We start from the raw sequence: 25638 nt of genomic DNA on the forward strand, positions 1-25638 counted from the left end.
TGTTTTTTTAAGTATGATTAAAATAATAAAAAACTTAAAGAAACTCAACTTGACACGTAGCTTTTTTTTGAAATAGAATGGCGCAATTTTAATCAAAAGAGGACGTTAGACTATGCAAGCGAAAAGAGAGACCTTTCCTGAGTTGAGTTTTAAGGAACTAATCGCGTTAAGTGGCGTTGCTGCATTTTCAGAAAATGAGATCGAGAAAAAGGACGCACAAAGACTTTTAGCTGCATATGCTGCTGAGAAGAAAAAAGATGCTCCAGGATTTTTTACTCCTTATAGAAGCTTAAAAGATTTTGGTGGTAATTTAGTTGCTCCCATTGTTACTCCTGTAGCTTTAGGTCTTATTGCTGGTGTTACAGCAATTGGTGCGGCATTAGCAACGATTACTATTGCTGGAAGCTTATTATTTGCAGCTGGGGCTGGCGTCGCTGGTCTTTTCAATAGAAATGCAAAAGAAACTGCAAAAGATGCACTTATGGTCGCTGCTTTGTCAGGTGTTGTCGCTGTTGCTTGTACTGTTATTACTGCTGCATTGGCTGTAATTGCTGCTGTTTCAACGCCATTATTAATTGCTAGTATTTTTACTCGCGGCGGTGCTAGCATTGTTTCTGCTGTTTCTGATTGCTTCTCTCGTTGCTTCCCTAAATCAGAAGCTCCAAAACACGATGAAGTTGATGAGATACTTGTTGAAGATCAACCTGTTTTTAACATGAATTAATAAACAGTATTTCAGCTAGGCTTTATAGCCTAGCTTTTCCTCCGATTTAATAGTGTAGCAATCCTTTTATCTGCCTTTAAAAAGAACATCCTTTGTTAAATTAAAACTACACTAACGCTAAAAATTAATTTTTACTTGTTTTTTTCAGCTATCCTGGTTAAAAATAGTTGGCACAGGATGAATATTTAACAGAAAGGGAACTTCACATGGCTACCAACACAGTAGAGCTTCAGGCTCTTGTCACTATAGATACAGAAAATGACCTCAAAGAAGTAACAGAAACTACGCCACTCCAAACAAACTTAGAGGAAGAAATCCAAGCTAAGTTAAAAACTCTTAGTGATACTGAAGAAAATAAATTCAAAAAAATGACAATTACTAAAGAGATATTTGAACAAATTAGAAAAAGTTTGGAAGATACTGTTAAAAGCTTGGAGAAAAACCCAAGCCTTTTCTCTCGTGCTGCAGATTTTTGGGGTGAATTACCCCTGTGGCAAAAGATTCTGGGAGGAGTTGCGCTTACCTTACCTACTTTAATTATTGGCATTGCTGCCAATGTTGGTTTTCTTTTGGCAATCTGTGGCGTAACAGCGGTTACCTATACTGCAGGTGGACTTATTCTTGATGATCATCACAAATGCAGCACAAGTGTGGTGGAAAGTTTGCAAAAAGGGATTTTAGGTTTGGCAGATTTACTTGAATTAACGATTAATGCCTTAAATGTAATTCGCGAACAATTAGAGATCGAAGTTTCAAAGTTCGTACAAGAGAATCAAAGGCTTGCAGAAAATATTAATCTTTTAAGTCATCAAATCGACGCGGTTGATAAACAAGTACGAGCCACCTCTAAAATAAATGAAACACTTACTATCACCAAAGAAGGGTTACAAAGTGTCGCCAACACGTTAACCGAGGGTGTAAACCAACAAACAGATTTATTGCAACGAGCTCAAGAAAAGTTGCACTATATTAATGAAGCTTATGGTACTAGCCAGAAAGAGTTGGGAGAGAAAATTTTAGAGATTGAAAAGGTAAGAACAGAATTAGGGGAAGATCTAAATAAAGCCAAATTAATGATAGATAGTTTGGGGGCAGCAATTTTTGAATTTTCATCCACAATCGGCAATGAAGAAAAGCAACGAGTTTTTCAAGAGAAATTGGATGATTTTCTTAAAAATAAAGAAGCGAGCTTTCTGCAAATAGCTGAGCGCGTTTGCGAGGCGGAAAAAAAGCTCGTACTCGTACAAAAAGAATTAGAAAATACTAATGCTGCTTATCGGGAGCTCCTTGAAAGACAAGGAAAACAAGTGGATAGACTTGAAGGCTTGGATTTCAAGGGCTTGTCTAAAAAATTGTCTAAAGCACAAAGCACCAAAGAGGCCTTCCTTGGAGAGTCTCTAAGCAAAAATGGGCTTTATGCCACATCTAAGAAGGACAAAGAGTCTACAGAAACACACGAATCTCAATTGACTCAGACCACTCTTCAATGTAATTAAATTTACCGGCGATTACCTCTTTTTCCTCTCTCTCATATTCTCCCTAACCGAGAGAGGGGATATGCTCCGTTGTTTCCTCAGTATCATTTTCGCCTAATCTGCATTCAAATCCAGCCTTTCACCAAGAGGCATATATACCTTTTCTGCGGCTGTACTTTCGCTAAGGCTGAGATCTAGTTTATGTAAGCGGCATTCGTTCAGCTAAATCTTACCTTTTAAGGATAACTTATAGGCCTTTAATGCAGCTTGCACTGCAGTACGTTCACCTAGACGTTGATACCATGCAAGCAGATGAGCAAATCTTTGCATATCTATAGTTTGTTCGTAAATTACTTGGAAACAATAAATCCAGGGCCAAATAGCCATATCTGCAATTGTATAGTCATCTCCACCAATAAACGAGCAATTGGTTAATTGTTTCTCCATAACACACAATAAACGATCGCATTCATCTGCATAACGTTTTAGCGCATACGGAATCTGTTCGGGAGCTGCGCGATGAAAGTGACCCAATTGACCAAACATTGGGCCAATATGTGCTGCTTGAAAATAACACCACTGCAAAATTGTGTATTTAGCTTGTGGAGTACTAGGTAAAAATTTTTCATGCTTTTCTGCAAGATATTGCAAAATTGCAACACTCTCAAACAAATAAAAATCTTCTTGAGAATCATACAAAACTGGGATCTTATTATTCGGTGAAATTTTTAAAAATTCTGGATTAAATTGCTCGCCTTTGGAAATATCAATTAATTTGATCGTATACGGTTGAGATAGCTCTTCCAGCATAAGGGTTGGTTTAATACCATTGGGAGTACCAAATGAGTAAAGTGTATACATGTGAACCTCCTTGTTTTCATTTCTAAAAATAAAAAATAGAGTCTGGATCTTTCAGTAAAATCGGACTCATGCCAAGATAAGCTATAATTGAAAAGTTATTCAACCATATCAAAAGATTATATAATGTCAAAACATAAAATACCTCCCGCCTATCCTATTTCGAATCATTACAATGGAACTCATTTTTTTAACCCAGGAATACGTGTTAAAAAAAGAATGAAAGACGTATTCCAAATGCTCAAAGAGAGAAAAGATAAAAATGCTTGGCCTGATTTTATTGAAAACAAAGCAACACCGGTACTTGCCCCCAAACATACCACTGATCGCGCATACATTACGTATGTTAATCATGCAAGCCATCTAATTCAGTTACAAAACATCAATGTTTTGACCGATCCTATTTTTTCAACACGAGCAGGACCTTTTTCATTATTAGGACCAAAACGTGTTCGTAAGCCTGGAATTGCATTAAAAGAATTACCTCACATTGATATCGTTTTGATCAGTCATAATCATTACGATCATATGGATTTGCCTTCACTTAAAAAATTAGAGCGTCGATTTAATCCCTTATTTATTGTTCCATTAGGTAATCAAAAATATTTAAAGGTTAAAAAAATTATTGAATTAGATTGGTGGCAAACTCATTTGTTCCACCCGGAGCAAACCATTACTTTAGTTCCTGCACAACATTGGTCTAAACGTACGTTAAATGATACCAATACTGCACTTTGGGGGGGATTTTGGATTCAGTTTGGGACAATTAAAATTTATTTTTCTGGTGATTCTGGTTATGGCGATCATTTCAAATTAATTTATGAAAAATTAGGAGCTCCTAATATCAGTATTTTACCTATAGGCGCTTATGAGCCGCGTTGGTTCATGAAAGAGCAGCATATGAATCCTAAAGAGGCTGTTTTAGCAAGCATTGATCTCAACAGCCAGTTTAGTTTAGCTAATCATCATCAGACTTTTCGTCTTTCTTTAGAGCACATCGATGATCCGTTCATAGATTTGCAACACAGTATTTTAACACACGGTCTCAAAGAGAAGGCGTTTATTGCCCCAGAAACAGGCGAAACTGTTATTTTTTGTGAATCCAATCAAACTTTAACGCGCTCTTATTAAAAATAGTTTCTTACAGGACCGCCCAGCATCAAGCTATAGCACATAGGAAGAAGTTTCATTATACTGGGTACAAAAATTTATGACACGGAAACACGTTATGTATGTGCTCATTGCTGCACTTTTTAATCTCTTTTGCTTATTTTTTCTCCTTAGAACATTTTTCTTAATGAAATACACTATAAATTTGCAGAAAGAGTAACTCTATGGATATACGCTCTTTATTTTCAACTTTTCATGATCCTGATAAAAAGCAGTTTCCTCGTACCAAAATATTGCGAATTATTATTCTTCTACTAATGCTTTTGGTTATTATTCTTCTGATTAAGAGCTGCTTGATGCTTATGATCAGCAAGCCTAAAAAAGCAGTTACTCCAATGCTTATTCGCAAAGATCATCATATTTTTGTCCCAGAAAACTCCCCTTTGCGTGCTCAACTCATTGTACGTCCCGTTAAAACATCGAAAGAACCTCATCGCGTTTTTTTACCTGGAGTAGTTGAAGCGGATCCAGTGCGTACCGTGAATATTCTTCCTCCGCTGACAGGACATTTAACTGAACTGAATATCAAGCTCGGTGATGAAGTCAAACGCAATCAAATTTTAGCAACGTTACAATCAGCGGGTTTAGCACAAGCATATTCTGATATGACTCAGGCAATGAGTATATTGAAGCAGGCTCAAGAAACATTAAATCGTACCCAAAAAGTCAATCGCGCGGGCGCCAACTCTGTCAAAGATATTGAACAAGCACAAAGTAACTACACCCAAGCTCTTGCCGAAGTACAACGTGCTCAAGCGGCATTAAAATCATTAGGCAATAATGAACCTGGTAAGTTACGAATTCAAGCGCCTATCGAGGGCAAAGTAATTGCAATCAATTATGGTATAGGCTCATATATTAATGATCCAACAATACCTATGTTGACGTTATCTAATATTCAGTCAGTATGGATTGCTGCTTGTGTACCAGAACATTTAATTGCTTTAGTCGAGAAAGGACTTAAAACGTCAATTTCATTAATTGCTTACCCTCATCAAGTTTGGGAGGGCAAAGTGGCATTTGTTAATAATTTAATTGATCCTGATACCCGATGTAATAAAACGCGCATTGCTTTTACCAATTCAAATCACAAACTACAACCTAATATGTTTGCGACAGTACAAATGGAATTGCCACAAGACGAACAAGTCATTGTGCCGCTATCTGCAATTCTCATGAATGATGACACCACCTCCGTTTATGTTGAAACAGCCCCATGGACTTTTGAATCACGTGCCGTAGTGCTTGGTCCTGAAGATAAAAATGTTGTACGGATTAGCTCCGGATTAAAACATGGTGATCGTGTTGTTGTTTCCGGAGGAATACTGGTCAATGATTGATAAACTAATCGCTGCATGTTTTCGTCGTCGCCATATTGCATGGGGAGCCGCTATTCTGATTGGCATTTATGGCTATATTTCAAGCACCCAAATGATGGTTGAGGCTTATCCTGAACTTAATGATGTAAGTGTTTCTGTGACCACCCAGGTACCTGGATTAGCTGCAGAAGAAATAGAACAACAAATTACTATCCCCTTAGAGCGGGCGCTGGTGGGTGTACCCAACATATCTGTTCTACGTTCCAGTAGCACTTTTGCCTTATCATTAATTACGTTGGTTTTTAAGGATGGAACAGACGAATACTTTCCCCGAGCGCGTGTTCAAGAAATTTTAAGCCAAACTTCATTACCACAGGGCATTTTTCCTTCTTTGGATCCTCTAGTTGGATCAAGCAGTGAAATCTATCGCTACACACTTACATCCAATACTAAAACTCTAATGGAATTATCAGAAATTCAACGTTGGTTGATTATTCCCAAACTCAAACAAGTCCCAGGGATTTCGGATGTGGTTAATTTTGGAGGGCTGACCAAAGAGTTTCAACTTACCCTCGATCCACTTAAAATGCGAATTTATAACCTTTCTTTAAATGACATTAGTAATGCAATAAACAATAATACTACCTTCGCTGGTGGAGGTCGTGTCACTCGAGGTGAACAAAGTTACATTATTCGCGGCAAAGGCCAGGTACATACCTTAGACGAGTTGGGCGCTATAGTTGTCAAACAACAAAATGGAGTCCCCGTGCTTATCCGTGATCTTGGCAAACTTGAGTTTGGCCATAAAGAGCGTGAAGGGATATTAGGGAAAAATCATAATTCCGATACCATTGAAGGAATCGTTCTTATGCGTAAGGGTGAAAATGCGGGAAAAATATTAGACGGAGTACATGCCAAATTAGATGTATTGCAGGAGCAACTTAAGACCATGGGGGTGACTATTGTTCCTTGTCTTGATCGTGATAAATTGGTAAACCTTACCCTAGACAAAATAAAGCATACTGTAATTGAAGGAATCGTCTTTGTTTCACTTGTATTGATGCTCTTTCTTGGGAGTTGGCGTAGTGCGTTGGTCGTCACTGTTGCGATCCCTGCAGCGTTAGTAACTGTATTTATTTTCATGAACTTAACTCAAATGCCTGCGAATCTTTTTTCCTTAGGCTCTATTGATTTTGGCGTTATTGTTGATGGGGCAATCGTTGTAATGGAAGCAATTTTACGTCAGAGGGAAGAAAATCCTGGAGCAATGTTGACCGTAGAAGACGCATTAAAAGTAACCAACTATGTTGCTCGACCTATATTTTTCGCAACCTTAATTATCATTTCTGCGTATTTACCCTTATTTGCGTTTGAACATGCTGAAGGTAAATTGTTTACGCCAATGGCCTATACAGTAAGTTATGCCCTTTTAGGTGCTTTAATCTGCTCTTTGGTACTTATTCCGGGATTAGCCTATACAGCATTACGTAAACCCCAAAAAATATTTCATAATTATCCTCTGATTTGGTTAACCAAACGCTATCAATCGGTTCTCCGTCAATTACTGAAACGTTCTTATATTGCTTATATATTAGGAATAATTACATTAATCTTAGTGTTATTTTTAGGAGTTACAGCAGGGCGTGAGTTTTTACCGGAACTGGATGAAGGCTCACTTTGGTTACAAGTCGATTTGCCACCAGGTTTGTCCTTGGAAAAAGCCAATCAAATGGCAGGTTCCTTACGTGATACACTCCTCGAATATCCTGAGGTCTCTTATGTGATCACGCAAGTAGGGCGCAATGATGAAGGAACTGATCCGTGGACTCCTTCTCATATGGAGGTTCCTGTCGGTTTAACGCCTTATGCACAATGGCCAAATCATGAAACCAAAGCCCAGTTTATTGCCAAACTAACACAACGGTTTGCCAGGATGCCGGGATATACCATAGGAATAAGTCAACCTATTATTGACAATGTGAATGATATGATAGCAGGGGCCCATAGTCCGCTTGCTTTACGAATTTATGGTGATGATTTACGCGAATGCCGTCGTATAGCTAATCAAATTGTTGCCATATTAAAAACTATTCCTGGCACTGCCTCTGCGTCCGTATTCCAAGAGCCCCCCATTCCTCAAATAACAATTCAAGCCGATAGAGAAAAAATAGCTCGCTATGGTATTAATGTTGCTGATATTACTAATTTAATTCAAACGGGTCTTAGTGGCTCCCCAATAGCTTCCATCTATGTTGGCAGTCGCATTTACAATGCTACTGTACGCTTTCCTAAAACAGATAAAAACAGCATTGAATCCTTAGGGAATTTATTTTTAACCAGTTCAGATGGCGCTAAAATACCTTTATCCGAATTAGCTCGCATCAAATATAAAACTGGTGAAAGCACTATTGCTCATGAAATGGGGGAGCGAGAAGTTACGGTACGGATGGATAATCGTGGTCGAGATCTTACTTCTTATCTCAATGAAGCCAAACGTCGCATCGCCCATGAAGTAAAATTTGATGCACAACAAATTCGTCTGGAATGGGCTGGTCAATTTGAAAGTCAGGAGCGTGCAGAAAAACGATTAATCTATATCTTAGGTCTGATGTTTGTCCTTATGGGACTTATCTTATTCTTTGAGTTCCAAAAATTACACCTCGTTTTTCTCATTTTGGGTGTAGTTCCAATGGCAACTCTAGGTGGGCTGATCACACTTCATGTGACAGGAGAAACATTCAATGTTGCTACCGCCGTTGGTTTTATAGCCCTCTTTGGAGTTTCCATCCAAAACGCGATTATTATGATTGCAAACATTAGAAGGGTGCGTAAAACGAATAAATCCTTAAGTCGTGCTGTAGTATGTGGCGCAGCCGAACGTTTGCGCCCTATACTCATGACAGCAACAGTTGCTTCATTTGGTATGCTTCCTGCTGCATTAGCAACTGGGGTAGGAACAGATGTACAACGCGGTTTAGCTACAGTAATTGTTGGTGGTCTGGCGGTATCCACCTTATTGACTTTATTTATTCTCCCTACCTATTACTATACTTTGGAACACTTCATTGAGCACGGCAGAGGCAGCATGCGTCGATGGAGGTGGAGGCGGTGAGTGAGCATAAAAAAGATAATTGGCATTTTGGACTTTATAATAAGCTTTTTAACCCATGCTTTAAACGAGTTTCGAGTATGGGGGCTTTGCTTGTATTTCTTTTCTTAAGCAATTGCACGGTTGGTCCCGATTATAAAAGGCCAACACAAATGCTACCTCAGTCCTATACGAAAAAATCATTAGGAAAAAAAACACCTGCAACTGCTACAACAATGGGAGGAACTCAATATTTTGCCCCAAACAAAGAGCTTCCGAAACAATGGTGGCAATTATTTCATTCCAAAGATCTCGATGATGTGGTTTTGGCGAGTTTACAACATAATCCCACAGTAACTGCAGCTCAAGAATCATTATCCACTGCTCTTGAAAACGCCTATGCTGGAAAAGGCGCGCTACTTCCTTTTGTAGGTAGTTCTTTTTCACCTACATACCAACAAACGGCAAAAATTCTTACAAGTGTTTTGGCAAGCAATCAATATTTATATTCCTTATTCACCGGTCAGCTTTATGTTTCTTATACACCTGATATTTTTGGAGGTACAAGACGTCAGATAGAATCATTAGTTGCCCAAGTAGAGGTTCAACACTTTCGGTTAGAGGCAACGTATTTGACCCTAACCACAAATGTGGTTAATGCCGTTATCCAAGAAGCTGCCTTGCGCGAACAAATTACGGTAACCCAGCACATGATTGCCAATCAAAAAAAACTTTTGGCAATTATGACGCAACAGTTAAAATTGGGTGATACCGCGTTATCCAATGTTGCTACTCAACAAGCAACATTAGCAGCGTCAGAAGCAATGCTTCCTCCGCTGGAAAAGCAACTTGCGATTCAGCGTGATTTGCTTAATGCTTTAACTGGACGATTTCCAGATGATCAGCATACGCCTCAATTTCGCTTAAGTTCCTTACATCTTCCAAGAGAGCTTCCTCTTTCTGTGCCTGCAAAACTACTCGAAAATCGACCTGATATCCGGGCTGCTGAGGCACAAATGCATGCAGCAAATGCATTGATTGGTGTTGCTATTGCAAATCGATTGCCGAATGTGACTATTAATAGTAGTGGTACTAATCTAGGAAGCGCAGCAACTACTATAGGCACTTTATTGCAATCTAATACCCAATTCTGGGCAATGGCGGGAATTATCACTCAGCCCATTTTTGATGCAGGGACTTTGCGCCATAAACAACGTGCTGCGGAAGCCAGCTACAGGCAAGCTGCAGCAGAATATCGTGCGACAGTCGTTAATGCGTTCCAAAATGTGGCTGATACCCTAAAAGCGATTAAATCGGATGTTCTTTCCCTACAAACGGCAAGCAACGCAGAACGCGCAGCCTTAACAAGCCTGAACATTGCGCAACGCCAATTTACATTGGGTGATAGCAGTACTGTAGGATTAATTCTCAATGAGTTAACTTATCAACAAGCCAAATTAAATTTAATTCAAGCACAAGCCAATCGGTTATCAGATACTGTCGCTCTTTTTCAAGCGCTAGGAGGAGGATGGCAGGCCTCTGCAGATAGCAAAAATTTTAATGCATCAAAATAATAAAGCAGGAGTGATGTACTATGCCGCAATTTGAAGTGGGTGGCAAAGAATGGCTTATTGCCCACCCATATTTAGATAATGCCAGTTTGAAACAAACGAAAGCTGGGCATGCTTTTGTAAAAAAAGTGGTTCAGAGTAAATCGTCAATACATCCTATAGTTTATTTTTCATTATTTTGTAAGGACTGTAAATAGATGCTTATTTCAGCAGCACGATCAGTAAAAATCCAATTGAGTCTTCGATTTAATTCTCTATATAAGCTGTACTTAGAATCGATCAAACCAACACCCACAATTTTTTGGGTGGTCCTTAATTGATTGATTGCTTTTTGATGAATCAAAAGATAATGACCTAATACCCCCCCATAATTTTCTTTAATGCATAAATTACAAAATTCTTGCACATTATTATGTGCAGCTACTAATAATAAAGATTTTTTTGGGATTTGTGTTAATGAAGAAAAAATTGATGAGTTTAGAGTTAATAGATGGTAGTTCTCTCCAGCGGATAATTCTTGTAACTGATTTACTAAGATTTCTTCGTCATGAATAGGTGTTTTTAATTCAATAAATAAATGCATGCTTTTGCCATATGTAGCAATTACTTCTGCAAGCGTAGGGATGTTAGGAGCAAGCGCACGCAATTCATTAAAGTTAATTTTAGCGATTTCTTGATTATGCCCCCAAAGACGTTTCAGCGTCGCATCATGGTTAACCACCAAAATATTATCTGCTGTACTGCGTACATCAAACTCGATTCCCCAACATCCTAAATCCTTGGCTAAGGCGAAAGCGGAAAGTGTATTTTCAATAAGTCCTTGGGCATAATTATGTGCTCCTCTATGCGCAATTAAACGAACTGGCTGCATTAGCTCAAGCGAAGGTTTATTTCTAGGGATAAACGAAAAATAGCCATCTACAGTTTTTCCTAATAAACTAAGTAACACGACATGATTCCTCAACACTATTTATATTTAATTCTATGCGGGTACTATTGAAAAGGCAAAAGTAGCTGCTTTCTCCTGCAAATTGTGTAAAAATAACAAATTTTCAATTCATGCTTTGTATATGCCTTTAATCACTACCAATATTGATCGAGCAATTCACGATTTGCAACACGGAAAACCTGTTGCTATACCTACAGAAACTGTCTATGGCCTAGCAGCTCCTATCAATAATGAGAAGGCAATTAAAGCGGTTTTTGCAATAAAAAACAGACCATTAAATCATCCTTTAATTATACATGTGGCTCAAAATTGGGCGCTTGATCTGTTGGTTAAAGACATTCCAATTTACGCGCAACAATTAATTAAAAAATTCTGGCCGGGCCCTTTAACGCTTGTTTTTCATTGCAAACAGAATCAAATTACCCCTTTAATAACTGGTGGTCAAACGACAGTAGCAATCAGATGTCCTGCTCATCCCATTGCTCAGGAGTTATTAACAAAATTGGGCGTTCCGCTCGTTGCTCCCTCAGCAAATCCATTTGGGAAAGTCAGTCCTACTACAGCAGAGCATGTAAGTGAGTCATTTCCTAATCAAGAATTAACTATTTTAGATGGTGGCCGTTGTACTGTAGGGATAGAATCAACCATCATTGATGCAACTGATGCTAAGAATTATCAAATTTTACGACATGGAATTATTGATGAAAAAGCCATAGCAGAAGTAACCGCGCTTCCATCTTTGCGGGGCGAAAATACCTTGCGTGTTCCAGGGAAATTAGACAGTCATTATCAACCCCAAAAAAAGCTATATTATTTTGACAGCTATGACATGCTGACCCATTTTTGTAAAACACATGGAGATAACATTTACGTCATAGCAAGCAAACAACCAATTGGTATTAGTGAAGGACATTTTCATCTGCTTGAAGATAACCCTGGAAAAGTAGCGTTTGATTTATACTATCAATTAAGAAAGGCGGATGCGTCTAATGCCGATGTTATTGTCATAGAACTTCCTCCTGCCACAGGGGCATGGCAAGGAGTAAGGGAGCGTATACTTAAAGCAGGCGCTCCTTACACTGATTAAAATAGTGTTAATCATTAATTATTGTAGGTGTGCCGATAAACGTTCCTTTACATTTAGGTGTGCTCCATACCACCCAAGTTTTACCTTGATCCTGCTCACTTAACGTTTGTTGATACATCTTGATAGGCGTAGACCATTCTCCATTTGAGTCTTTTCCGCTGATTGTCGCATTAACTATGTTAAATAATAGCCCATCTCTTTTGGTACTCTTGTAACTGTTATAGTTTACACGCAATCCGTTTAAAGCCTTTATCCCTTCTTTACTCAAGACTTGATCTACTGTAGTGACCATTACCGTTGGTGTATGCTCCATACAATATTGTAATGTAACATCTTCTGACCTAGGAGTTATATTATCAAATACCGCCGTCCAAATGATGGACTTGGACGCACTTACAATAGAGCTATAAAATAGGATACTTGCAGCAATAAACATTTTTTTCATGATTAATGAGCCAATTTGAAAATGTATTCGTAAATGACATAAATCTTTATTTATCACATCATTGTGCTGCAGTACAAGGAATCCGTGCATTCTTCATTGATTAAAAGAAGCGGTGCAGAATCAAAAATAACACCGCAATTAAGTAAAAGATGTCGGTTATCCTATTGACAGATCTATAAAATATGAGTACTTTAGCCTCAGAATGCCGAGGTGGTGAAATTGGTAGACACGCTAGCTTCAGGTGCTAGTGGGGGTAACTCCGTGGAGGTTCGAGTCCTCTTCTCGGCACCATTGCGGGATTTTAAAACAATTCATAATAGTTCATAAGCGTGCATAATTCATTGAGTATTAATGAGATAATGCTGATTTTAGTCCAACTCAGGGCAACGATTTTTTCAGATAGGTTCTTAATTTTCACTAAGGTAAAACTGCATTACTAATAATGCAGTCGAGTGAGCAGACAAGGTTTTTATCTAGTACAACATGTCCGGCCTGAGTGACTTTCACAAAAAGTAACATAATGGGTTTTATGTTTCCCATAATAGGTATTCCATACCTCTTACCATTATTCCAAATCTACCTGATATAAGTCTGAATGGTACCACCAGTGATTTTCTTCTACGCCATGAGCAAAAAAACTAGAAAAATAGACTTGTTTGAAAGTGATTGAGTCAAAAAATTATCCCGTTGCATTTGATTACAGATATTGGCAGTGTTAAGAGAAAGCGATGTTTCAAAGATTTTAACAAGATCTTAGGTAAGTTTCATAAATCGCTACTTTTTGTAAATTACGAATTCTGGTATCGAGGATTTATTTTAGTTTGGCTAGTTTACTCTCTATTTGTTCTATATTTTTTAAAATATTCTGAATTCTTTCTTCAAGAGTTTCCTGAGAATTGCTTTTTAAGTGCTCTTCGTTTGGTTTTCTATCATGGTTTAGGTGTTGTTTTAAATAAGGAATCTCGTTACCTAAAAATTTGTTTAATTGTTCCTTAACTTTTTCTAGTTGATTTTTTTGACTTACTTCTTCCCTTACAACGCCATTAAAATTTTTTAAAGCAGACATCATTTACTACCAAGTTGGATTGCCTATAATTTAATCATATACGATCCATATTAAGACAGGATGATATTTTAATTCCATTTTTTTATGAGGTATTCTTTTTGGTGGCAAGAATTGTTTTAAAGTGACAATTAAAACGTTAAACGAGGGGATTATAAGGTGAAGATAGCGACGAGCTAATCACTATTAATCATTTATTAAATGTTAATATCAATTCCCCCAGTAATTCCGTATTGATTTTTCACTTGCGTTCCATAGAGATTTTGTACTATTGGGATATTAACACCAAGGTAACCGGAATAATTGGTATGAATATTGACTCTAATACCAGGCAAGAAAGAAATAAAATTCCCACCGCTATTTGGGTCAAGCGTTCCTGCGATATTGTCCTTTGTAGCATATTCACCATTGAGTTCTATAATGCCATCAATGTCCAATTTTAATTGTTCATTCCTATAAAGCTCTAAAACAGTTGCAAAATTATAGTCAAATACAGATCCTAGAGTCGTATGTTGCACCCCCTCCATTCCTTGGGTATAAATTAAATTTGAACTTAATGAAAAATTGTTAAATTGTTTCGAAATAAGAATCCCTGCAAATGGAGTCCATGCTCCACTCCCTGGCTGATCAGAGGCGGAAAATACAGTACCGGTATTATCTCTAGCTGTTGTTTTACCTGTTGGAGCATTAACACCAGAAATTAAACTTAGTGAGATGACGTACTTATCTTCTTCGAGAAATTGCGATAAAGCAAAGATATTGGTATCACCTATCCCATAGGCGCTCCCTAAATTCAGAGTGCTTTCAACATGTGTTATTTCATTAAAGCCAGCAGCAGCAAAGGAAATATTATCAACATATGGAAGGCTTGCACCAATGGATAAATTATCTAGCAACCCATAAGAAATCAGCAAATAGCCGTATAAACTCGCATTTAGGTTTTCGGCTAAGGGATGTTGCAATAGTACTGCATCAGAAAGGGGGATATTAGAATAATATTCTACTCGTTGGCTAATACCTATTTTGCCTTTCTCTAAAGCATCGGCAGTTGAGGTCACAATTGGCTGACCTATTCCTACAGAATAATTAATTGTTTTTTGGTGAAACGTAGCTGCATAAAGATTGAAGAAAAAACAGCAATAGAAACATATTACGATTAATAGCCATTTACGCATGGTATTCGCTAAGAAATATTGAATTGAGTAGAAGTATATTATGCCAATATACTTCGAATTTCATCAGAGCAGTTTAAAGTTAGTGGTTCATTGGTTTTCTGAGCCTCTTTTTTAATCCCAGTGAATAGGGGTTCTTCATATCCTCCTGGAACTCCATGTTTTGAAAAAACAATTTGCCACAATTGCGTGTCACGCGAACGAAAAGTACCGGCACATGCCAATAAATAATAACGCCACATACGATAAAAACGATGATCATATCGTTCTTGTAACTGCGCCCAGTTTTTTTCAAAACGCTCATGCCATGCCATTAATGTATGATCATAATATGCACCAAAATTAACCCAATTTTCCATAATAAATAATCCCTCTGAAGCTTTACTAAGTTGCTCCATGGAGGGAAGCATGCCATTAGGGAAAATATATTTGTTAATCCAAGGATCTCCTGCAGTTTGAGTGAGGGTGCTGCCAATAGTATGTAATAAAAAAAGACCATTACCTTTGAGGCATTCTCTAACTTTTTGCATATAAGTACGATAATTTTTATAACCTACATGCTCAAACATCCCTAATGAAACCACACGATCAAATTTTTCATGAATATCACGGTAATCTTGGAAACGAATTTCAATGGGTAAACCAGAGCAATTTTGTTTTGCGTAATTACACTGTTCTTTGGAGATCGTAATTCCCACAACACTGACTCCATAATTCTCTGCAGCATATTTTGCAAAAGCACCAAATCCACATCCTATATCTAACACATGCATGCCTGGTTCAAGTTTCAGTTTTTGACAACTTAATTCCAATTTATTGATTTGTGCTGTATCTAAATCACTGGCATTTTTCCAATAACCGCAAGTATAATTCATCCGGGTATCTAACATCGATTCAAATAATTCATTACCAAGATCGTAATGTAATCTTCCTACCTCTAAGGCACGTTTTTTAGATTGATAGTTAATCAGTTTGAGGAGAAGCAATTTAGGCCATAGCCATTTGTTGGCGCGAATTTTTTGGTCAAGATGGGCCTGGAGAATTTGAGTAAAAAATTGATCGAGACTTTTACAATCCCACCATCCTTCCATATAGGTTTCACCAAGTCCTAAAGCACCATGATGAAAAACGCGTTGATAAAATTCTTCATTATGGATTTGAATATCCCAAGGATTAGGTCCATTGGGTGAAATTCCTGCTGAATGCAAAAGGTCTAATGCAATTTTTTTAATCATTCCCTGATTCATAAGTAAACTCATCCTTGTGTGTGGCAAAATTCAAGAACGATTAAGCGATACTCAGCTTATCCTGTAAAAAATAAATAGTACAATTGAAGTACCAATACACTATATTTTCCATAAGTTACAATCTGATGCAATAAAAATTTGTTTTTATGTTTGGCATGAATTAAACAAAAAAGCAAGTGGAGGATAGCCATGATATTATAAGCCAGCCCCAGAAGTTTCTGAGTTAAATCTAAAAATATTTTTCTTGCTGTTGTTCAAATGCAAGATTTCACGAGTATATTCGGTAAAGTTATTCTCACTATACTGTTTAATAGTCGACCGCCAGAAACGATAAGCGCCTTCGTTGCCAGGCAGGACCATCACCTCCCATTCACCAGGAAATTTTTTAAAACATTGCTCTGCAACATAACGACCAATACCTTTATTTTTGAATTTTCGTGCAATAAAAAATTGTGCCATATTAAACTCAACGTCAGCGTCACTTCCCTTTTTATCCACTATAGCAAAGCCAGCCAGTTCATTTTTATAACGAATAACAAATGGAAAAGAGTTTTGATCTTCCCAATATTTTTTAAAATCAATACACTCATACAAGCCATCTTCTGGAATTTCCCATCCTTTCTCCCCTCCGATGTATTCACTCATATCGTAAACATAAAATCGGCCTAAATTTTGAATGGCCGGATAATCTTCCAAGGTAGCGGGGAGGAGCTCAATTTTATCGTAAGCTATGGATAAATTAGAAATAGAATACCAGGCTACCTCATTATTTCCATATCTTCCTATCCCGGCATAGCTCATGCCGGCTTTTTCCAATACGCGACGCGAACGTTCATTTTTCAAATGAATAACGGCGATTAGTTTATCTATGGATAGGTTTTGAAATCCCCAGGTAATAAGCGCTTTTGCGAGTTCAAGACCATATCCTTTATTCCAAGCCGTTTTATGCAATGCATATGCAACTTCAATATCAGGTTGACTGTCATTGTAAGCGACATAGATTAATCCAGCGCGACCCACAAATTGGGCACTTTCTTTTTCAAAGACGCAACCAAGACTAAAGCCATATTTTTCATAGTGGGCAATGGCTTTTTCTAATCCAGCCATTATTTCAGCTTCAGTACGAATTCCTTGGCCAATATATTTCATGACATCACTATCAGTTTGTAAGGCATATAAGTTATCAAAATCCGCCAATACAGGTGCTGTAATAATTAAATTTTTAGTTTCTAAGAAAAGACTCATAATGCTTGCTCAGTAAAAAAGTTATTCATGGTTATAATTAACGCTCTGTTAACATGTTTACTGAAGATAATAGTTCATTCCATAGAAGACAAGCTTTGTGTTCTTGACTAGTACAGCGGCTTGTCCCTGCTTTAATCCAATTTTTATGAACTCATTGAACGATATGATACAAGATACAATAGCACCACATGCATGTTTGGCTTTGCACTTGCTTGCTCTCAGCCCAGATCGTTAACCAAAAATTTGCTCCTGAGTTGTGATTAAAACTTATATTTTTTGATTACTTCTTTTTCTTTTGTTTCTTTTTTGGTACAATAGCATCCATGAGAATTAAGGTATGCGAAAAAAAAGGGAGAAGATAGACTCCGGGATTTACTCAAACATATTAAAAAGTTTTTATGAATGATTAAAAAACAATATTTTCTTTTTATTGAGATACTCAGTGCTGTAAATCAGCTTGTAAAAATATCAAATTAGAAAACAATTAAATCCTAATTTATGGTCTGCTTCATCTGATGTGCTGGAAAAAAGTCATATCTATATTCTGCAAATGTTAAATTATTGGAGAAAATATAATGGCAGTTCTATTGCGAGAAGAAGTAGATATTTATGTTAAACCGGAAATTCATGACACTGAATTAGATGGAACATTAGCAGAAGTTACTGTCGGTGATCTCCATGGAAATATGATAAAGCTATTACATTTTTTAGTTAGGTATGGTATCGCAGATATCAGTCCAGATGACTATGAGAAGTTGGTGAAAATTTATCAAACGCCTCTTGAGAATATAGATAAAGAGTGCCTTGTTCAATTTAATACAATTTTAGAGAATATTACTTTCCAACGAGGAAGGATGATAAGACTTCTCGGAGATGAGTTAGCTGATCGAGGAGCGAACGATTACTTCACATTAAAGTTGTTAGAAAAACTGCAACTTAATAAAGTCCCAGTCGAAATATTACTGTCAAATCATAGTGTTGAATTTATTGAATCTTATGAAAAAGAAGATCGTTTTCATACAACGATGGTACCCTATGAGGGAATTTGTCATTCAATAGAAAGTTTACAAAGATTGGTTGATAAAGGAGTTATATCAAGGGAGGAGGTCCTTGAATTAGCAAATGTGGGTTATAAGCCAGCACTACGAGCGATCTCATACTCGCTTAATGAAGATCTGTCTGAAATTACGATCTACAGCCATGCCGGCATTGGGTTAGAAACTATTGAAAGCCTTGCCAAAAAATTAGATGTACCTTATTTAGATAGTTCTGCTAAAGAGTTAGCTAAAACCATCGATAATATTAATCGGGTATTTCAAGGTTACGTGGGTACAAATACAGTAAACACACTATATTCACGTGAGACAATGACGGCTGCCTATAAGTGTAATAATGAATTTGTTATTGAGTCACCGATTGAGTTTATAATGATGAACCGAAACTATGGTGCTCTGAATAGACCCGTTACTCATTCTGGCTATCGCATTAACTTTGTTCATGGGCATGAGATAAGTGATCTGACGAAAGAAAATATTTATAATCTTGATGATGATCTTGGTAAAAGTTCCGATCCGATTTATGCACCTAAAAATCGTGGGGTATATTCGGCGGTTATGCATGTTGTTCTACCCTCTATGGCACCCACAAAATTATTGTTTGATGTACGCCAATCGCTACAAGAAAAATCCTTTGAGGATGTAGATAAACTTTATGAACCTACTTTTAACCCTAGACTTTCTCTATTTAAGCCTAAACCAATTCTGGTAGCAAAAGAGGGGGAGTTGCTTTCTTTGGAAAGACCCTTTGATAATGTAGATAAACTGTATGAGCCTATTTTAAATCCTGGACATTCTCTATTTAAGCCTAAATCAATTCTGGCAGCAGAGGAAGAGTTACCTACTTGGGAAAAACTTTTCTCCAATTGAACAAGGGTACATTTCACATACTGAGATTAAGTAAACGTAGGTTGGGGCCTTGGCCCGACCTACGTTAGTATTATTAAGTAATACTCGCATAGTTAAGATTAGCGTTAAAATTTAATGATGAGCTATCCAAGAATGTAAATAAGCCATTGCCGGTGTTATGGTAGCAGCAGAGTGTCCAGATCTGTCTTTATAGAGACATACCCAACTGTCTTGACCTTCAATATCAATACCTATTGGGCCTCTTTCAAAAATTAAAGAATCTACAGCATGCAATGCTTGTTGTTTTGCATCATTTTCATTAGTTGCTCTGAAAGCTCCGATAGCAAAAGTCCATTGATCATTAGTATCATAACTGTTGGATCTCACGGCTCCATACCAAAGACCGTTTTCTTTTATGACCTCAGAAATACCTACGGCTTGCAATCCAGATACTGACGGACAACTATTGGGTTTCTCGGGGGGCGTAGCAAAACTAAATTGGGATAGTGATAAGAATAAAATTGTATTTATAACTTTTAATTTCATGATTTTCCTTTGAAAAATTTTAAAAAATATTTCCATAATTACTCAGTTCGCATCGAAAATTTTTCCGATGGGCGCTAAGTAAGTAGAGAATATACCTTAATCCGATCATTTAAATCCAACAGTAAATATATAATTTTTTGTAAATTTCTGATGCGATTATAGAGTAAAATGTATTCAGATTTTGCACTCATCCGTAAGAAATGAAAAAACACTTGACCTTGCCGTTGCGTCAACCTTTATCGTGTACTTTGTCGGTTAGAGGAGTGCAATAGTGGTATACACGATAAACCAATTAGCGAAGCTTTCAGGTGTCAGTACACGCACATTGCGATTTTATGACGAAATTGGTTTGCTAGCGCCTGCTTTTTATGGCGAGAATCAGTATCGTTATTATAAAGAAGAGCAGTTACTTCTGCTTCAGCAAATTCTATTTTTTCGTGAGCTTGGGCTCTCTCTAAATGACATTCAACGGATTTTAAGCAGTAATGATTTCGATAAAATTAAATCATTAAACGCTCATAAATCCATGTTGCGATCAGGGCTTAAGCGAACAGCAACGCTAATAAAGACTATTGATAAAACCATTTCACATTTAAGAGGCAAAATAATCATGCGTGATGCAGAAATGTATGATGGATTTGATCCAATCAAACAACAAGAGCACGAAAAATATATGCTCGATACAGGTATCATGTCACAAAAACAGATTGATGATAGTTGGCAGCGTGTTTCTCATTGGAGGAAACATGATTGGGAACAATTTAAAGAAGCAGGTGAAAAACTTCATGTGGCAATTGTGGATGCACTCGAACAAGGTCAGAAGGTAGAGTCAGATAGTGTTCAAAAACTTATTCAACAGCATTACGATTGGGTTAATAATTTTTGGACACCAAACAAAGAAACTTATTTAGGGCTTGGACAAATGTACCTTGACCATCCTGATTTTCATTCATTTTACACTCAGTTGCACCCAGATTTGGTAGAGTATTTAGTTGCCGCTATGAAAGTGTTTGCAGAGTGTGCATTATCTTAACGCCGGCAAGCTATCAAACTGAGCGTGTGGCTTTGTTTGCTGGAGCACAGCGTAATCAAGGATTTATTCCAAACCCAATAGAGGGAATTGCAGGAGTTAGCACTTTCCCTCTGTTACCTATGATATCATTTGTGAAAATAAATAATCACTCTATTCTGGTCAAGCCATAGAAGGCTTATTTGCATGAAAAATAATGTATCTCCACTACTCAAATTAATATTCCCTCTTGTGCTGACAGGTTTGGTGCAATCTGCTGTTTGGTTTTTCGAAACACTTTTTCTTTCGCATTTAAGCCCAGAGATTTTAGCTGCCGGCTCATTAGTTAGTTGGTCATTTGGTACTGTTGTTGTGATACTTTTTGGAACCTTAAGCTCTATCAATATATTAGTAGCACATAAATATGGTGCTCAAGATGAGCATGGCATTTTACTTGTAGTGCGTGATGGATTTTGGCTTGCTATTTTATTTGCTATACCCATTTTTTTATTATTTTGGAATATGTCTCCACTCTTTTTGCTATTGGGACAAAGCCCTGCTATTGTGCTGCTTGCCAAAACCTATTTACATGCTATGGCGTGGGGTATTTTGCCCAACGTGATTATGATAGCTTTGCTCGAGGTATTTATGGGGTTGGGGCATGCGCGCCTTATTTTAATATTCAATATATTTTCTGTTTCATTAACTATTTTTTTTAGTTTTTCTCTTATTTTCGGTAAATTTGGGCTGCCTATGCTCGGTATTGCTGGCGCTGGTTGGGGGCTTACTATTAGCAATTGGATTGTAGGTCTTTCCATAGGAGGATATGCTTTAACGAATAGAAACTATAAACACTATTTTAGCTTTATATTCGATTTCACCAGACCTTCTCATTTAATTGAACTGTTGCATGTTGGTGCTCCCATGGGGCTAATGTATTGTGTTGAAGTTGCTTTTTTCTTTGCATTGACTTTAGTAATGGGTTCATTTGGTAGTTTAGTTATGGCTGCAAATCAAGTTGCTTTACAATATCTTGGAACATTGATGTCTGTAATTTTTTCTACTGCACAAGCTGTAACGGTGCGTATGGGGCATTTATTAGGCGCGGGCAATAAAGTTGCAGCAGAAAAGTCCGCCTATATCGGTGTGTTTATTTCAATGCTATTTATGCTGCTTGTTGCTATTTGTTATTGGTGTTTTCCCTCTCAGTTAATTTCAATCGATTTTAATGTTAATAAACCTGAAAATATAGAAATAGTCCATTTTGCAACTCAGTTCTTAATGGTGAGCGCCTTCTTTCAGATTTTTGACGCCATCAGGATTTCTTTATTTGGTGCATTACGCGCTTTAAAAGATACGCATTTCACCTTATTCATTTCCACCTTTAGCTTTTGGGGCATTGCATTACCTATAGGCTATTTTATGGCGACTCGCTTAGCATTGGACGGCGTTGGTCTTTGGTGGGGAATGGTTTTAGCTGCCAGCTTTAGTGTTCTATTATTGCTTTGGCGCTTTAAATCTAAAATTAAGTATTATTAAATTTAATAATAAGTGGCGTGTATTAGCACAAGTATAATACGGGATTTTTGCCACATCCCATTTCTCATCAATTATTCCCTGTTTAATAAATCGATGAATACTCGAATTTCTGTTTGCCTCGTTGTTATGCTACAAATAAACAATAGAAATAGGTAAAAAATTCAATTACGAATTTTTAATTCGATAGAGTACTTGTTTTGATAAATGATGCTCTATAACAAAAGAAGATTTCACCAACATTTAATAGCTCACTCCTAATTTTTGACTTAAATTGAATTACTGATGGCTTAATCAAGAACTTTGCTAAAGCTTCCTGGGGAAGCTCTTTATATGGTCGCATTAGTGGCTAAAAGATACAACAAAGGCCTAACTACTTTTGTTACCAGGATTGAGAACAATGAAAAAACTCTGTGATGCCCAAATTAGCTCATATCATCTTTGGAGTTTTAAAAAGAGAACTGCCTTTTAATGAAAATTTATCTTGCATTTAAAGACAGTATCTACGCAGGCAATGACTACTTACGAAATAATTTACCTATTAATTTCAGGTTTAACAACGAGTAGGTTGGGTCAAGACCCAACTTAGAATCTCACTTAAAAGCAAATACTTATGTTGGGTCGCGACCCAACCTACTTGCTGTTAGATTTCTACGTTATTTTATTAACTTCTGTAATTGTAGCTTCCTACTGAGGGATTAATCTCATTATATCTACTTCGTAAACGCTCTAAAGTAATAGAGCATGGGGTTAAATCTGAACGAAAATTCCTATCAAAAAATATTTCCATAAAAGGTGCTATTCTTTCAGCTATAGCGGAGTTTCCAGTAGTAAAATGAGCAAGTACAAATTGATCTATAACGCGATCCTCCAACTCCGGAAATTCCCCTAAGTTACCTCTAATCTTGCCCAAATCGTTAACAAAACCTTTATAACTCGCATTTGAACCATCAGGCTCTCCCGATCGGTAATTTGGATTTGAGCCAAAACTCCTACATAATTCTCTAAAAAATAATTTGCGTATTTCTATACAATCGTCTTTAAGAGGTAAAAGTCCTTTTGTATTTAAAATTAAATTTTCATTAGGAAAAGCACCAATCAAATTCCTTAGTTCCCATACTTGGCTGTTTCCCTCTAGAATTCTCTTTATTACTGCTTTTAATATTGCGCTTATTTCATTTTTATCATTCCGTTGAAACAGCAAAGCTTTTAATTCAGGTATTGATTTCTTATGCAAGGTATTAGGATCCATTTTAACTTCTCTCTTGAAAATGGTTGATTATATTATCAAAAAAATAAAAAGCCTCCGGATTTGGGAGGACACTCAGTATATAAGTACGCGATCATGTCACAGATAGTGAAATATGCTAACTGTTATTAAATTACAGGTGGTTTGAAAATTACAGATTGTATTAGAGTTCTCTGCTGGTGATTAAATCTGCTCTCGTAATTGGGCTCTCACTCAATATGACTATACCTACCTTCCTTAATTTTTTTCTAGCAAGAGATTGAAAGGAACGTTTAGAGGAACATTTTTTTAAATTGATATGGATTGGTTATCGAATTAAGATGCCAAAACCCAGGCTGGGATTGGCTACAATAATTACAAAATGAGGTTTTACGAGATTACCTTTAACGGGATTACGCCGTCAGGAAGCAGCCACGTTACGCTGGGATCAAGTTGATTTAAACGCCAAAACATTAACCGTACTTGATACTAAATCATGAATCTCATACCCTGCCCCTTTCTACCTACCTCTATGAACTGTTATTATCACGCAGCCAAAAGAGGATTAATGATTATGTTTTTCTCGGTACGAGAGCAGCAGGTCATATTATTGAGCCGCGTAAGCAAATGACCAAGGTGACCAAGCTCTCAGGTATTCATTTTATGGTTCATCTAAGACGAACGTTTATTACTATTGCCGAGGGTCTGGATATCTCGGCTTATGCTTTAAAGCGTTTGATGAATCATAAAATGAACGGTGATATCGCTGCCTGGTATATCGTGACCGATGTTGAACGGCTTAGAAAGCCAATGCAGCAGATAACTGATTTTTTTTGAAGTGTATGGGTATTTACCCCTTCTGCAACGCTGTTAGAAAGACAACTGCAACAAGATGTAGTGTATGAAAATTCATGATGATTCATTGCGTCTTAATTAAGAAGAGTTGGGGCGGATATTATTCGCTCCTTAAAATCCTTCATGCCTGTGAAGATTGGCTGGGCAATCTTTTCTGGGAAGTAGTTTGGTAATTGTGTTGATACCTCATCGATAGCAGAATCAATACGGTCAATCACTTGTTCAAAAATCTGAGCTGCTTTAATTTTAGAATATTGAACGTATTTTGCTGTTTCAATAAAGTGTCTTTTTTGAATACCGTCAATCTTATAATGACTATTTTTACCATATAAAGCCATTGCCATTTTCAATTTCTTAAACTGTAACTGTTTTTGTTCGACTAAAGGATAGGCTGAAATGATGTCGTATAAGGGGGTGAGCTGGTAACCGCCTTGTGGTTGTATACTTATACTGAAATTTTTGGCATGCGCATCAATAGCGCCAAGGCACCAGTAAACAACCTGAGCTCTAAAAAAATCATCTCTGTCTTTTTGAGGCTGTTGCGAACCATTAAGCAGCTGCATAACGTCTTTAATACCCGGCCCACCATCTGACTGATATTTTAAATTTGGTGAATAACCCAATGCTTGGCATAGGTCTTCTTGCGGTAACCTGAGTATGTAACGGCTATCGCGACTCCATTTTCTATCAAATCTTTCGACAACCAGCACTTTTTCATCTTCGAATTGTAAGATTTTTGATTTTGCAACATCTAAACCAAATTTGCTGGCTAGTAGTAAACAGAGATGTTCATTTTCACAACTCTCACTTAAATCAATTCCTTGATGTGGTAAATATCCAATAGGTAATTTGAATATGTGAGTTGTTGGTGTAGGTCCAAATGGTTTATGCCATTCATTTTGGTAATATAGAAAAGCTGTTTTTTCCTGAGCACCGGCTATTGAGATTCTAAATTCATCATCCTCTTTATCCATTCCTAGTGGTGAGGTTTGGTAAGAACGTAAAGTACGAGCTATCTCAGCCTCACTGACAACGTGACTGTCAATGCTTAGACGCTGTGTTTGAGGAATACGATCAACAATTTGTATTGCACCAACACAATCACTGCCAATTAACGCCAATAAATCAAACGGTCGCGATGATTTTG

21 protein-coding genes, 1 tRNA gene and 1 pseudogene are annotated in these 25638 nt (G+C 37.2%); 13 read left to right on the top strand and 10 right to left on the bottom strand.

Features of this window, described 5'->3' with window-relative positions; genetic code table 11:
* The first annotated feature begins 112 nt into the window (after window positions 1-112).
* Together Lsan_RS13670 and Lsan_RS13675 are read left to right on the top strand one after the other, a co-directional pair.
* On the top strand, window positions 113-724 hold the full coding sequence (locus tag Lsan_RS13670) for an SLC5/6 family protein (RefSeq protein WP_058514773.1): 612 nt from the start codon (window positions 113-115) through the stop codon (window positions 722-724).
* 206 nt (window positions 725-930) lie between these two features.
* Window positions 931-2220: a LegC2/C7 family Dot/Icm T4SS effector gene (locus Lsan_RS13675; protein WP_058514774.1), complete on the top strand. Its 1290-nt coding sequence runs from the start codon at window positions 931-933 to the stop codon at window positions 2218-2220.
* Window positions 2221-2421: 201 nt separating this feature from the next.
* On the opposite strand, the gene Lsan_RS13680 is transcribed toward Lsan_RS13675, so the two are convergent.
* The gene (locus Lsan_RS13680; protein WP_058514775.1) at window positions 2422-3060 is read right to left on the bottom strand and encodes a glutathione S-transferase family protein; all 639 of its coding nucleotides are present in this window, start codon (window positions 3058-3060) and stop codon (window positions 2422-2424) included.
* Window positions 3061-3183: 123 nt separating this feature from the next.
* Between Lsan_RS13680 and Lsan_RS13685 the strand changes: the two genes are divergently transcribed.
* The 5 genes from Lsan_RS13685 (at window position 3184) to Lsan_RS22190 (ending at window position 10402) form a co-directional block, all read left to right on the top strand.
* Window positions 3184-4188: an MBL fold metallo-hydrolase gene (locus tag Lsan_RS13685; protein ID WP_058514776.1), complete on the top strand. Its 1005-nt coding sequence runs from the start codon at window positions 3184-3186 to the stop codon at window positions 4186-4188.
* 203 nt (window positions 4189-4391) lie between these two features.
* The gene (locus Lsan_RS13690) at window positions 4392-5567 is read left to right on the top strand and encodes an efflux RND transporter periplasmic adaptor subunit (protein WP_058514777.1); all 1176 of its coding nucleotides are present in this window, start codon (window positions 4392-4394) and stop codon (window positions 5565-5567) included.
* Window positions 5560-8658, top strand: a complete 3099-nt coding sequence (locus Lsan_RS13695) for an efflux RND transporter permease subunit (protein ID WP_058514778.1) — start codon at window positions 5560-5562, stop codon at window positions 8656-8658. The genes Lsan_RS13690 and Lsan_RS13695 overlap by 8 nt, the downstream gene beginning before the upstream one ends.
* A complete protein-coding gene (locus tag Lsan_RS13700; protein WP_237762141.1) occupies window positions 8655-10208 on the top strand; it encodes an efflux transporter outer membrane subunit in 1554 nt (517 codons plus the stop codon). The genes Lsan_RS13695 and Lsan_RS13700 overlap by 4 nt, the downstream gene beginning before the upstream one ends.
* A gap of 20 nt (window positions 10209-10228) precedes the next feature.
* Window positions 10229-10402, top strand: a complete 174-nt coding sequence (locus Lsan_RS22190; protein ID WP_157068312.1) for a hypothetical protein — start codon at window positions 10229-10231, stop codon at window positions 10400-10402.
* Here the strand turns inward: Lsan_RS22190 and Lsan_RS13705 are convergent.
* Complete coding sequence (locus Lsan_RS13705; RefSeq protein WP_058514780.1) at window positions 10369-11154, bottom strand: glycerophosphodiester phosphodiesterase; 786 nt, start codon at window positions 11152-11154, stop codon at window positions 10369-10371. The genes Lsan_RS22190 and Lsan_RS13705 overlap by 34 nt on opposite strands.
* A 121-nt stretch (window positions 11155-11275) precedes the next feature.
* Here Lsan_RS13705 and Lsan_RS13710 point away from each other — a divergent pair, with 121 nt between their 5' ends.
* Window positions 11276-12241: an L-threonylcarbamoyladenylate synthase gene (locus tag Lsan_RS13710; RefSeq protein ID WP_058514781.1), complete on the top strand. Its 966-nt coding sequence runs from the start codon at window positions 11276-11278 to the stop codon at window positions 12239-12241.
* Between the two features lie 7 nt (window positions 12242-12248).
* Here Lsan_RS13710 and Lsan_RS13715 read toward each other — a convergent pair whose 3' ends face one another.
* Complete coding sequence (locus Lsan_RS13715) at window positions 12249-12776, bottom strand: hypothetical protein (RefSeq protein WP_237762142.1); 528 nt, start codon at window positions 12774-12776, stop codon at window positions 12249-12251.
* 114 nt (window positions 12777-12890) lie between these two features.
* Here Lsan_RS13715 and Lsan_RS13720 point away from each other — a divergent pair.
* Window positions 12891-12977 (top strand) — tRNA-Leu (locus tag Lsan_RS13720).
* A 520-nt stretch (window positions 12978-13497) separates the two neighbouring features.
* On the opposite strand, the gene Lsan_RS13725 is transcribed toward Lsan_RS13720, so the two are convergent.
* From Lsan_RS13725 to Lsan_RS13740, 4 genes are all read right to left on the bottom strand, one after another.
* On the bottom strand, window positions 13498-13752 hold the full coding sequence (locus tag Lsan_RS13725; RefSeq protein ID WP_058514782.1) for a hypothetical protein: 255 nt from the start codon (window positions 13750-13752) through the stop codon (window positions 13498-13500).
* Window positions 13753-13946: 194 nt separating this feature from the next.
* Window positions 13947-14924, bottom strand: a complete 978-nt coding sequence (locus Lsan_RS13730; protein WP_083505148.1) for a hypothetical protein — start codon at window positions 14922-14924, stop codon at window positions 13947-13949.
* 38 nt (window positions 14925-14962) lie between these two features.
* The gene (gene cfa / locus Lsan_RS13735) at window positions 14963-16168 is read right to left on the bottom strand and encodes a cyclopropane fatty acyl phospholipid synthase (RefSeq protein ID WP_058514783.1); all 1206 of its coding nucleotides are present in this window, start codon (window positions 16166-16168) and stop codon (window positions 14963-14965) included.
* A 195-nt stretch (window positions 16169-16363) separates the two neighbouring features.
* Complete coding sequence (locus Lsan_RS13740; RefSeq protein WP_058514784.1) at window positions 16364-17413, bottom strand: GNAT family N-acetyltransferase; 1050 nt, start codon at window positions 17411-17413, stop codon at window positions 16364-16366.
* A 575-nt stretch (window positions 17414-17988) separates the two neighbouring features.
* Between Lsan_RS13740 and wip the strand changes: the two genes are divergently transcribed.
* The gene (gene wip, locus Lsan_RS13745; protein WP_058514785.1) at window positions 17989-19338 is read left to right on the top strand and encodes a Dot/Icm T4SS effector Wip; all 1350 of its coding nucleotides are present in this window, start codon (window positions 17989-17991) and stop codon (window positions 19336-19338) included.
* A 111-nt stretch (window positions 19339-19449) separates the two neighbouring features.
* Here the strand turns inward: wip and Lsan_RS13750 are convergent, their stop codons facing one another.
* Entirely contained in the window at window positions 19450-19863 is a 414-nt protein-coding gene (locus Lsan_RS13750) for a DUF4949 domain-containing protein (RefSeq protein ID WP_058514942.1), read from the bottom strand.
* A gap of 271 nt (window positions 19864-20134) precedes the next feature.
* Here Lsan_RS13750 and Lsan_RS13755 point away from each other — a divergent pair, with 271 nt between their 5' ends.
* Both Lsan_RS13755 and Lsan_RS13765 read left to right on the top strand, forming a co-directional pair.
* A complete protein-coding gene (locus Lsan_RS13755; RefSeq protein WP_058514786.1) occupies window positions 20135-20896 on the top strand; it encodes a MerR family transcriptional regulator in 762 nt (253 codons plus the stop codon).
* Window positions 20897-21079: 183 nt separating this feature from the next.
* Window positions 21080-22411, top strand: a complete 1332-nt coding sequence (locus tag Lsan_RS13765; protein WP_058514788.1) for an MATE family efflux transporter — start codon at window positions 21080-21082, stop codon at window positions 22409-22411.
* 661 nt (window positions 22412-23072) lie between these two features.
* On the opposite strand, the gene Lsan_RS13770 is transcribed toward Lsan_RS13765, so the two are convergent.
* Window positions 23073-23660 carry a hypothetical protein gene (locus Lsan_RS13770; RefSeq protein WP_058514789.1) on the bottom strand — a complete coding sequence of 196 codons (588 nt, stop codon included), beginning with the start codon at window positions 23658-23660 and terminating at the stop codon, window positions 23073-23075.
* A 351-nt stretch (window positions 23661-24011) separates the two neighbouring features.
* Between Lsan_RS13770 and Lsan_RS21705 the strand changes: the two are divergent.
* Window positions 24012-24551, top strand: a pseudogene (locus tag Lsan_RS21705) (tyrosine-type recombinase/integrase); the annotation flags it as partial.
* A 14-nt stretch (window positions 24552-24565) separates the two neighbouring features.
* Here Lsan_RS21705 and Lsan_RS13780 read toward each other — a convergent pair.
* Window positions 24566-25612 carry a HipA domain-containing protein gene (locus tag Lsan_RS13780; protein ID WP_237762143.1) on the bottom strand — a complete coding sequence of 349 codons (1047 nt, stop codon included), beginning with the start codon at window positions 25610-25612 and terminating at the stop codon, window positions 24566-24568.
* Between the last annotated feature and the right edge of the window lie 26 nt (window positions 25613-25638).

Origin of the sequence: Legionella santicrucis (genome assembly GCF_001468135.1) — a bacterium.
In the GTDB taxonomy this organism is placed as follows: domain Bacteria; phylum Pseudomonadota; class Gammaproteobacteria; order Legionellales; family Legionellaceae; genus Legionella; species Legionella santicrucis.